Here is a 10,383-nt window from a genome sequence, read left to right as displayed (position 1 = left end):
GCTGGTCACCGTCGAGGGCGACACGGGCCGGCCGCGTTCGTCGACGACGAAGCAGCGGTCGGCATCCCCGTCGAAGGCCAGGCCGATGTCCGCGCCGGTGTCGCGGACGTAGGCCTGCAGGTCGACCAGGTTGGCCGGGTCGAGCGGGTTGGCCTCGTGGTTGGGGAACGAGCCGTCGAGCTCGAAGTACAACGGCAGCAAGGTGATCGAGTCGATCGCCCCGAGCACCGCGGGCGTGGTGAGACCGGCCATGCCGTTGCCGGCGTCGACGGCCACCCGCAGGGGCCGCAGCCCCGACATGCTCACCAGCGAACGCAGGAACGTCCCGTAGTCGTCGAGCACGTCGCGGTCGGTGGCGGTTCCGGGTTGCCCGTCATACGGCTGCACCCCGGCGATCACGTCCTCACTGATGGCGCGCAGCCCGCTGTCGGCGCCGACCGGCTTGGCGGCCGCCCGGCACAGCTTGATCCCGTTGTAGACCGCCGGGTTGTGGCTCGCGGTGAACATGGCGCCGGGGCAGTCCAGCGACCCGGAGGCGAAGTAGAGCTGGTCGGTGGAGGACAGACCGATCCGCACCACGTCCAGGCCCTGGCTCATCACCCCGGAGGCGAAAGCAGCGGCCAGCGCGGGCGAACTGTCGCGCATGTCATGGCCGATCACCACCTGCCGCGCGCCCTCGCCGCGCATCAGCCTGGCGAAGGCCGCCCCCAGGGCGGTGACCAGCGGCTCGTCGAGCTCGTCGCCGACCAGCCCTCGCACGTCGTATGCCTTGACGACGCGGTGGACGGTCGCGGCGAGCCGAGACATGCGGGGGCCTCCTGACGCCTTGAACGGGTTCGCGTTCCTTCGCCTCTTGGCCGTCAGCCTATCGGCCCGCGACAAACACGGACCGCAGCGGTGCGCGGGGATCGCGGTCGACGCCGGAACGGCTAGTCACTGGGGTCGGGCAACACCCGCAGATGCCCGCGGCGCCGGCCGGACCGATGCTCGGGCGGCGCGAGCACACTGCTGCTGGGCGCGGTGGCCTGCGACCCGGCGTGGGGGATGTGCGGGTCGGCGAAGCCGTTGATCGGCGCGCCGCCGTAGGGCACCGCGCGCGCCGCGGGGCCGCCCTCGCGCACCGCATCGGCGAGGGCGACCAGGTCGTCCTCGTCGGGATGCGTGGGCTCAGAAAAGAGGGGGCCGGCGTGGCGCACCAGATCCCACCCGCGGGGCGCGGTGATCCGGCCGGCATGGCCGACGCACAGGTCCCACGAATGGGGCTCCCGCGCGGTCGCGAGTGGTCCCACCACCGCCGTCGAGTCCGAGTAGACGAACGTCAAGGTCGCCACGGCGTAGTGCGGACACCCGGGCCGGCAACAGCGACGGGGAACGTTCACGCCGAAAGGCTATCGTGCGCAAACGTCCTTGAAGCGCCGGACACGCGCAACCGGCCGACCCCCGATGTTCAACCGTTACCATCGGCGCGTGGGCGATTCGCGCAGCTCCCCGCGGAGGGATCGGTCCCCGGGCCGATTCGCTTCCCGGCGGGGCCGCGATGTACGCGGTCCGCTGCTGCCGCCGACGGTGCCCGGGTGGCGCAGCCGGGCCGAGCGGTTCGACATGGCGGTGCTCGAGGCCTACGAACCCATCGAGCGGCATTGGCAGGCGCGCCTGGCCGAGCTCGACGTGGCGGTCGACGAGATCCCCCGCATCGCGGCCAAGGATCCCGACAGCGTGCAGTGGCCGCCGGAGGTCGTCGCCGACGGGCCGATCCCCCTGGCGCGACTGATCCCGGCCGGCGTCGACGTCCGCGGGAACGCCACGCGGGCGCGAATTGTCTTGTTCCGCAAGCCTATTGAGCGACGGGCAAAGGACACCGTCGAACTCGGTGATTTGCTGCACGAGATACTGGTGGCCCAGGTGGCCATCTACCTCGATGTCGAGCCGTCGGTCATCGACCCGACGATCGACGACGAATGACGCCGAAAGACGTTGTGCGCGGCGTCAGATGATGCCGCGCTTGAGGCGACGGCGCTCCCGCTCGGAGAGGCCGCCCCAAATGCCGAAGCGCTCGTCGTGCTCCAGGGCGTACTCCAGGCACTCGTGGCGTACCTCGCACCCCAGGCAGATCTTCTTGGCCTCGCGGGTGGAGCCGCCCTTCTCCGGGAAGAAGGCCTCGGGGTCGGTCTGGGCGCACAGCGCCCGGTCCTGCCACTGGTCCGCGACGGGGGCCGGCATCGGCTCGGGCTCGAATGCGACTGGCGCATCGGGAACCACGGTCAGGTGCGGCCGGGCCGGCCGAACCGGCGCCGAGACGATGGGGGTGTGCGGCGTGCTCGCCATGACTCCTCGAAGATGTTCGTAAGACATACGGTCGTCCGCCTCCTCAATTTGATTGGGGGAGTGAGTGGTTCCCACTTTTCTGATGTGTACAGACAATTCGAACAAGTGATCGAATCTCGGTCTGCGACACCGGAACCGGCCGGCCAACCGGGAAATGACACTGTTGTGATTAGACACGGGTTGATCTGCCGGGTCAAGCATTACGGCGCATTTCCATACCATCTCGTGACCGAATTACGGCGTTTCCGTTGTTTTGCTCATTCGGCGTGTCGATCACACCGCCCGCAACTATGCTTAAAGGCCGCGTAACGGGCCGGCCACCACACAGTCGTCGGGCAGTACTGTCGTCCACGTGAAGGTCACCGTTCTGGTCGGTGGGGTTGGCGGCGCCCGCTTCCTGCTGGGGATTCAACAGTTACTCGGGCTGGGTCAGTTCGCAACGCAACAGCACCCAGACGCGGGAGCCGGCAACCACGAACTTAGCGCAATCGTCAACATCGGCGACGACGCCTGGATTCATGGACTGCGGGTCTGCCCGGACTTGGACACTTGCATGTACACCTTAGGTGGAGGTGTAGACCCCGAGCGCGGGTGGGGTCACCGCGACGAAACCTGGCACGCCAAAGAGGAATTGGCGCGCTACGGCGTGCAGCCGGACTGGTTCGGACTCGGCGACCGCGACATCGCCACCCACCTGGTGCGCACCCAGATGCTGGGCGCCGGCTACCCGCTGTCGCAGATCACCACGGCGCTGTGCGATCGCTGGCAACCCGGCGCCCGGTTGCTGCCGGCTAGTGACGACCGCTGCGAGACGCACGTGGTGATCACCGATCCGGACGACGGCACCCGGCGCGCGATCCACTTCCAGGAGTGGTGGGTGCGCTATCGCGCCGACGTGCCGACACACAGCTTCGCCTTCATCGGCGCCGAAAAGGCCACCGCCACAAGTGAAGCTGTCGCCGCCATCGCCGACGCCGACGTCATCATGCTGGCGCCGTCCAACCCGGTGGTGAGCGTCGGCGCCATCCTGGCCGTGCCCGGCATTCGCGCGGCGTTGCGCTCGACGACCGCCCCGGTCGTCGGGTACTCGCCGATCATCGGTGGAAAACCCTTGCGCGGCATGGCCGATGCGTGCCTGTCGGTGGTCGGGGTGGACTCCACCGCGGAGGCGGTCGGCCGGCATTACGGGGCGCGCGGTGGCACCGGCATCCTGGATTGCTGGCTGGTGCACGAGGGCGACCACGCGGACATCGATGGCGTCGCGGTGCGCGCCGTGCCGCTGCTGATGACCGACCCGAAGGCGACGGCCGAGATGGTCCGCGCCGGGCTCGACCTCGCGGGCGTGAACCTGTGACCGAACATGGCACCGGCGCGGCGATCGAGATCCTGCCCGTCGCCGGGCTTCCCGAGTTCCGCCCCGGCGACGACCTGAGCGCGACGCTGGCCGCGGCCGCCCCCTGGCTGCGCGACGGCGACGTCGTGGTGGTGACCAGCAAGGTGGTGTCGAAGTGCGAGGGCCGGCTGGTGCCCGCGCCGCAGGACGCCGAGGAGCGCGACCAACTCCGGCGCAAGCTGGTCGAGCAGGAGGCGGTGCGGGTGCTGGCGCGCAAGGGCCGCACCCTGATCACCGAGAACCGCATCGGCCTGATCCAGGCCGCCGCGGGCGTGGACGGATCCAACGTGGGCCGCGACGAACTCGCGCTGCTGCCGGTCGACCCCGACGGCAGCGCCGCGGCGCTGCGCGCCGGCCTGGCCGAACGACTGGGGGTCGACGTCGCGGTGGTCATCACCGACACGATGGGCCGCGCCTGGCGCAACGGCCAGATCGACGCGGCGGTGGGGTCGGCCGGTATGGCTGTGCTGCACGGCTATTCGGGGAGCGTCGACCGACACGGCAACGAACTGGTGGTCACCGAGATCGCGGTCGCCGACGAGGTCGCCGCGGCGGCCGATCTGGTGAAGGGCAAATTGACCGCCATGCCGGTGGCGGTGGTGCGCGGCCTTGCCGTGTCCGACGACGGCTCGACCGCGCGGCGACTGCTGCGGCCCGGCGAGGAAGACCTGTTCTGGCTCGGCACCGCCGAGGCCCTCGACGCGGGCCGCCGGCAGGCGCAGCTGTTGCGCCGATCGGTGCGCCGGTTCAGCGCCGAGCCGGTGGCGCCCGAGCTGATCGAAGCCGCCGTCGCCGAGGCCCTCACCGCCCCCGCCCCGCACCACACCCGGCCGGTCCGGTTCGTCTGGCTGCGCACGGACGGCGTGCGGCCGCGGCTGCTGGACCGCATGAAAGACAAGTGGCGCGCCGACCTCGCCGGCGACGGCAGGCCCGCCGACTCGGTGGAACGCCGGGTGGCGCGCGGCCAGATCCTCTACGACGCACCCGAGGTCGTCATCCCGATGCTCGTTCCCGAAGGCGCGCACGCGTATCCCGACGCCGCCCGCACCGACGCCGAGCACACCATGTTCACCGTGGCGGTCGGGGCGGCCGTGCAGGCCCTGTTGGTGGCGCTGGCCGTGCGCGGGGTGGGCAGCTGCTGGATCGGCTCGACGATCTTCGCCGCCGACCTGGTGCGCGCGGAGCTGGAGTTGCCCGCCGACTGGGAGCCGCTGGGCGCAGTCGCGATCGGCTACCCCGAAGAACCCGCCGGGCCGCGCGACCCGGCGGACGCCGGGGATTTGTTGATCCGCAAGTGATACTTGCCGAATGAAGACGTTCGCGGGCAAGGCGGCGGCCTCCGCCGAGAAGGCCCGCGGCGGCTACTACACGCCGGCGGCGGTGGCCCGGTTCCTCGCCCGCTGGGTGCGCGAAGCCGGACCGCGCGTGCTGGAACCCTCCTGCGGCGACGGCGCCATCCTGCGCGAGCTGGCCGCCCTCGGCGGGCGGATCCACGGCGTCGAGCTCGTCGCCGAAGAGGCGGCCACGGCACGGCAATTCGCTCCCGTCGACACCGCGAACCTGTTCACCTGGCTCGCCACCACCGAGCCCGGCGGCTGGGACGGGGTCGCGGGCAATCCGCCCTACATCCGATTCGGCAACTGGGCGGCCGAACAGCGCGCCCCCGCGCTGGAGCTGATGCGGCGCGCGGGCCTGCGGCCCACCCGGCTGACCAACGCCTGGGTTCCCTTCGTGGTGGCGAGCTCGATGCTGGTGCGCGACGGCGGCCGGGTGGGACTGGTGCTGCCCGCCGAGCTGCTTCAGGTCACCTACGCCGCGCAGCTGCGCGAGTTCCTGCTGAGCCGATTCAGCGACATCACGCTGGTGACGTTCCGGCGGTTGGTGTTCGACGGCATCCTGCAGGAGGTCGTGTTGTTCTGCGCGATCGCCGGTCGCGGGCCCGCCCGGGTCCGCACGGTCGACCTGGCCGACGCCGATGCGCTCGCGGATGCCGACCTCGGCGTCGAATCGGCGCCCGCGCTGCTGCACGAGAACGAGAAGTGGACCACCTACTTCCTGGACCCGGCCGCGATCCGGCTGCTGCGCACGCTCAAGGCGTCGGCGGCCATGACCCGGCTGGGGTCGGTCGCCGAGGTCGACGTGGGCATCGTGACGGGACGCAACAGCTTCTTCACGTTCACCGACGCGCAGGCCCGCGCACTCGGGCTGCTGCCCCACTGCGTCCCGCTCGTCTCGCGCAGCGCACAGTTGTCCGGCCTGTTCTACGACACCGATTGCCGGGCGGGCGATGTCGCCGCCGGGCACCGCGGCTGGCTGCTCAACGCGCCGTGCGAGCCGGCCGACGCCGCCCTGGCCGCGCACATCGACGCCGGTGCGGCCGCCGGGGTGGACCGCGGCTACAAGTGCTCGATCCGCAAGCCGTGGTGGACCACGCCCTCGCTGTGGATGCCCGACCTGTTCCTGCTGCGCCAGATCCACCTGACGCCGCGGCTGACCGTCAACGCCGCCGCGGCGACCAGCACCGACACGGTGCACCGGGTCCGGCTCGCCGCCGGGGTGGACCCCCAGACTGACCCCGCCGCGCTGGCCGCGGTGTTCCACAACAGCGTGACGTTCGCCTTCGCCGAAATCCTCGGCCGCAGTTACGGCGGGGGCATCTTGGAGCTGGAGCCCCGGGAAGCCGAGCAGCTGCCCATCCCCCCGCCGGCGCTCGCCGGCCCCGGGCTCGCCGGTGACGTCGATCTGCTGTTGAAGGCCAACGAGATCAACAAGGCGCTCGACCTCGTCGACCGCCACGTCCTGATCGACGGGCTGGGGCTCGCGCCGGGAGCGGTGACGCGGTGCCGCGCGGCCTGGGTCTCGCTGCGGGATCGCCGGACGCGGCGGGGTTCTCGGTGAGCGTCCGGGACTCGGCGATCTCGCTGCTGTCCGACTGGCAGGCCCCGGATCCGGCGCAGGATGCGTTGCGGCACGCCGTCCTGGCCTTCGTGCTCGCCCGTCCCGACGCCTGCCGCCGGGCGTGCGTGCCGGGCCATCTCACCGCCTCAGCGCTGGTGGTCGACCACACCGGTTCGCAGGTGCTGCTCACCCTGCACCCCCGCGTGGGCCGCTGGGTGCAGCTGGGCGGCCACTGCGACGACGACGACGGCGACGTCGTCGCCGCGGCGCTGCGCGAGGCCACCGAGGAGTCCGGCGTCGACGGGTTGCGCATCGAGCCAGGGCTGGCCGCCATCCACGTCCACCCGGTCACCTGCTCGTTGGGCGTGCCCACCCGCCACCTGGATCTGCAGTTCGTCGCGCACGCGCCGGCCGGCGCGCGGATCGCGATCAGCGACGAGTCGGAGGACCTGCGGTGGTGGCCCGCCGACGCGCTGCCCGACGGCGCCGACCACGCGCTGGCATACCTGGTCGGGCGCGCCACGCGCCCTTAGCCGCCGAGATCGACGCTAGCGCGGAAAAGTGCGAGTAGTCCACGCGCTAACGTCGATCTCGGTGATATCCGCGGCGGGCCAAAGCCCGAGACACGCGGTTGAGAATGTCATCAGGCTTGTCCTCGGCGATCACACGGATGACGACCCAGCCCATCTCTGCGAGTTTGGCTAGGCGCCACTGGTCGCGCACATATTGCCTTCGATCCGTGCGGTGTTGGTCGCCGTCGTACTCCACCGCGACCATGTAGTCCTCCCAGCCCATGTCGAGCACACCGACTAATCGCCAGCCCTGGTTGACGGGTATCTGCGTAGTAGGTTTCGGTAGGCCGGCTTCGATGAGTAGCAGGCGCAGCCAGCTTTCCTTGGGCGAGGCCGCGCCGCCGTCGACCAGGGGCAGCACCTCCGCCAGCCGTCGCAGACCGCGAGCGCCTTTGTACCGCTTCGCCAAGATAGAGACGTCTTCGAATGAGTATGGGGTGGCACGCATCAGCGCGTCGAGGCGCGCCAGCGCCTGGCTGCGCGGAAGGTGGCGGCCGAGATCGAAGGCGGTGCGGGCAACCGATGTCACCGGCAGCCGCTTGACGACGGTCACTTCGTCGTCGGCCAGCGTCTCGTTGCGGACGATCAGCCCGCGCTGGGGCCGGGCGTTCTTCGAGACGAGCTCGACGGGCGTGTCCGAGTCCACCCACCGCGCACCGTGGAGTGCGGATGCCGCGGCTCCCGCGATCACCGCTCGCCGGCGCGACCAGAGCCAGGCGCCAAAGATGCGGTCATCCAACGACGGCTCCTGCCGCTTCGGGATGTAGACGTCGCGAAAGATCGGCCTATACCACCGGCGCAGCTGGTACTCGTTCAATGCGGCAGCCGCGATCGCATCGCTGCCCGAGAACACCTCCCCCATGAGGAGATGGTGGACGCAACCACCGACAGGCTCACCGAGATCGACGCCAGCGCGAAGAAGTTCGAGTGGACGGCACGGTAGCGTCGATCTCGGCGAAAAGAGGCGACCTAGACGTCGCTGGAATAGCGGATGCCGCCGTCGGGAATCGACACCCCCGGCCACACGCGGGCGCCGCGCAGCAACTCGCAGCGCGCGCCGATGTCGGCGCCGTCACCGATCACGCCGTCTCGGATCAGCGCGCGCGGACCGATGCGCGCACCGAAGCCGATGATGGAGCGCTCGATCACGCTGCCCGCTTCGACCTTGACGCCGTCGAAGATCACGGCGCCGTCCAGCCGGACGCCGGGTCCGATCTCGGCGCCCCGCCCGACGACGGTTCCGCCGACCAGCACCGCGCCCGGCGACACCGCCGCGCCGTCGTGCACCAGCTGCTCGCCGCGGTGGCCGTGCAGGGCCGGCGACGGCGCGATGCCGCGCACCAGGTCCGCCGATCCCCGGACGAAGTCCTCCGGTGTGCCCATATCCCGCCAGTAGGTGGCGTCGACGTAGCCGCACACCTTGACGTCCGGATCGGCGAGCAATGCGGGGAACACCTCGCGCTCGACCGACACCTCGCGCCCGCGCGGGATGCGGTCGATGATGTCGCGCGCGAACACGTAGGTGCCGGCGTTGATCTGATCGGTCGGCGGATCCTGCGTCTTCTCCAAGAAGGCGGTGACCCGGCCGGTTTCGTCGGTGGTCACGCAGCCGAAGGCCCGCGGGTCGCCCACGCGGACCAGGTGCAGGGTGACGTCGGCCCGGTTGCTGCGATGGAAGTCGAGCATCTGGCCCAGGTCGGCACCCGACAGGACGTCGCCGTTGAACACCATCACGGTGTCGTGGCGCAGGTGGTCGGCGACGTTGGCGATGCCCCCGCCGGTCCCCAGCGGCCGGTCCTCGGTGACGTATTCGATCTGCAGGCCCAGCTTGGACCCGTCGCCGAACTCGGCCTCGAACACGGCGGCCTGATACGAGGTGCTCAGGATGACGTGCTCGATGCCCGCCGCGGCGACGCGCGACAGCAAGTGCGTCAGGAACGGCAGCCCGGCGGTGGGCAGCATGGGCTTGGGCGCCGACAGCGTCAGCGGCCGAAGCCGGGTGCCCTTGCCGCCGACGAGGATCACGGCATCGACTTGTGGGTTAGCCATCTGCGCGCCGCCCTTCCGCCAGTTTCCGTCTCCGAGTGCGCAGCGCCCCACGCACCATCAGGCGGGAACGCAGCGCCAGCGCGGCCCGCAGCGCCCAGCGCAGCGGCGCCAGCCACCACCCCGAATGCCGGTCGGCCAGGAACATATAGGTGCTCTTGTGGTGGGCCGCCAGGTGGCTCGCCGGGTCGTCCCCGGTGGAGTGCCCCTTGTGGTGCAGCACCTCGGCCGACGGCACGTAGACACTCAGCCAGCCGGCCCGGCCGAGCCGGTCCCCGAGGTCGACGTCTTCCATGTACATGAAGTAACGCTCGTCGAACCCGCCGACCTGGGCGAAGGCGGACCGGCGGACCAGCAGGCACGACCCGGACAGCCAGCCGACCGGGCGTTCGGTGGGCTCCAGCCGCTCCTGGCGGTAGGCCGCCGTCCACGGGTTGCGCTTCCAGATGGGCCCGATGACGGCGTGCATGCTGCCGCGGACCAGGCTCGGCAGGTGGCGCGCCGACGGGTACACCGAACCGTCGGGATCACGGATGAGCGGGCCCAGCGCCCCGGCGCGCGGCCACCGGGTGGCGGCCTCCAGCAGCGCGTCGATGCTGCCCGGCCCCCACTGCACGTCCGGGTTGGCCACGATCACCCAGTCGTCGTCGACGTCCGGCGTCTCGGCGAGCTGGGCGACCGCGCGGTTGACCGCGGTCCCGTAGCCGAGATTGGCCCCGGTGTGGAACAGCCGCACGTTGGGGTAGCGCTCGACCGCGGCCTGCGGGGTCCCGTCGGTGGAGCCGTTGTCGGCCATCACCACGCACACGGGCCGCTCGGTGGCCAGCGACAACGAGGCCAGGAATCGCTCGAGGTGTGGGCCCGGTGAGTAGGTCACCGTCACGACCGGCAGGACGTCAGTCACGCGTAGAGGGTAACGGTCGATCGGCGGCGGCCAGCGCCGCGACAAGTGCGGCGCGCCACGACCTCAACGGCCGCAGGCCCGCCGCGGCGGACTCCCGCCCCGACAGCGCGGAGTAGCTGGGGCGCGGCGCGGGGCGGGGAAACTCGGCGGTGCTGACCGGCTGCACCCGGGCCGGGTCGGCGCCGCACTCGGAGAAGATCGCCCGGGTCTGCTCGAAGCGGGACACCGCGCCCTCGTTGGCGGCG

The 10,383-nt window shown here is 71.0% G+C and carries 11 protein-coding genes and 1 pseudogene; 5 read left to right on the top strand and 7 right to left on the bottom strand.

The annotated features are described in order from the left end of the window. Positions 1-807 (bottom strand): annotated as a pseudogene (manB, locus tag A9X04_RS04900) (phosphomannomutase/phosphoglucomutase); the annotation flags it as partial. A 122-nt stretch (positions 808-929) separates the two neighbouring features. Continuing rightward, the gene (locus A9X04_RS04895; RefSeq protein WP_082972806.1) at positions 930-1,379 is read right to left on the bottom strand and encodes a DUF3499 domain-containing protein; all 450 of its coding nucleotides are present in this window, start codon (positions 1,377-1,379) and stop codon (positions 930-932) included. Between the two features lie 172 nt (positions 1,380-1,551). Here A9X04_RS04895 and A9X04_RS04890 point away from each other — a divergent pair, with 172 nt between their 5' ends. Next, entirely contained in the window at positions 1,552-1,962 is a 411-nt protein-coding gene (locus A9X04_RS04890; RefSeq protein WP_067918280.1) for a metallopeptidase family protein, read from the top strand. A 24-nt stretch (positions 1,963-1,986) separates the two neighbouring features. Here the strand turns inward: A9X04_RS04890 and A9X04_RS04885 are convergent, their stop codons facing one another. Next, entirely contained in the window at positions 1,987-2,325 is a 339-nt protein-coding gene (locus tag A9X04_RS04885; RefSeq protein WP_007168083.1) for a WhiB family transcriptional regulator, read from the bottom strand. A gap of 352 nt (positions 2,326-2,677) precedes the next feature. Between A9X04_RS04885 and cofD the strand changes: the two genes are divergently transcribed. Genes cofD through A9X04_RS04865 form a run of 4 tightly spaced genes read left to right on the top strand, consistent with a single transcriptional unit; the run spans position 2,678 to position 7,149 of the window. Continuing rightward, positions 2,678-3,679 carry a 2-phospho-L-lactate transferase gene (cofD, locus tag A9X04_RS04880; protein ID WP_067918271.1) on the top strand — a complete coding sequence of 334 codons (1,002 nt, stop codon included), beginning with the start codon at positions 2,678-2,680 and terminating at the stop codon, positions 3,677-3,679. Further along, the gene (locus tag A9X04_RS04875; protein ID WP_067918270.1) at positions 3,676-5,016 is read left to right on the top strand and encodes a coenzyme F420-0:L-glutamate ligase; all 1,341 of its coding nucleotides are present in this window, start codon (positions 3,676-3,678) and stop codon (positions 5,014-5,016) included. The genes cofD and A9X04_RS04875 overlap by 4 nt, the downstream gene beginning before the upstream one ends. A gap of 10 nt (positions 5,017-5,026) precedes the next feature. Continuing rightward, the gene (locus A9X04_RS04870) at positions 5,027-6,616 is read left to right on the top strand and encodes a class I SAM-dependent methyltransferase (RefSeq protein ID WP_067918269.1); all 1,590 of its coding nucleotides are present in this window, start codon (positions 5,027-5,029) and stop codon (positions 6,614-6,616) included. Further along, positions 6,613-7,149, top strand: coding sequence for an NUDIX hydrolase (locus tag A9X04_RS04865; protein WP_067918278.1), 537 nt, complete (start codon positions 6,613-6,615; stop codon positions 7,147-7,149). Before A9X04_RS04870 ends, A9X04_RS04865 begins: the two co-directional genes overlap by 4 nt. 46 nt (positions 7,150-7,195) lie before the next feature. Here the strand turns inward: A9X04_RS04865 and A9X04_RS04860 are convergent, their stop codons facing one another. The 4 genes from A9X04_RS04860 to A9X04_RS04845 all read right to left on the bottom strand — a co-directional run. Beyond that, complete coding sequence (locus A9X04_RS04860; protein WP_067918268.1) at positions 7,196-8,050, bottom strand: endonuclease domain-containing protein; 855 nt, start codon at positions 8,048-8,050, stop codon at positions 7,196-7,198. A gap of 107 nt (positions 8,051-8,157) precedes the next feature. Next, entirely contained in the window at positions 8,158-9,237 is a 1,080-nt protein-coding gene (locus A9X04_RS04855; protein ID WP_067918267.1) for a sugar phosphate nucleotidyltransferase, read from the bottom strand. Then, positions 9,230-10,138: a glycosyltransferase family 2 protein gene (locus A9X04_RS04850; protein WP_067918264.1), complete on the bottom strand. Its 909-nt coding sequence runs from the start codon at positions 10,136-10,138 to the stop codon at positions 9,230-9,232. The genes A9X04_RS04855 and A9X04_RS04850 overlap by 8 nt, the downstream gene beginning before the upstream one ends. Further along, on the bottom strand, positions 10,131-10,383 hold a 253-nt coding region (locus A9X04_RS04845), incomplete at its 5' end, for a sugar nucleotide-binding protein (RefSeq protein ID WP_156764217.1). The genes A9X04_RS04845 and A9X04_RS04850, both read right to left, overlap by 8 nt.

Origin of the sequence: Mycobacterium sp. E3247 (genome assembly GCF_001667785.1) — a bacterium.
Taxonomy (GTDB): Bacteria; Actinomycetota; Actinomycetes; order Mycobacteriales; family Mycobacteriaceae; genus Mycobacterium.
This window is presented reverse-complemented; position numbering and strand designations above follow the sequence as displayed.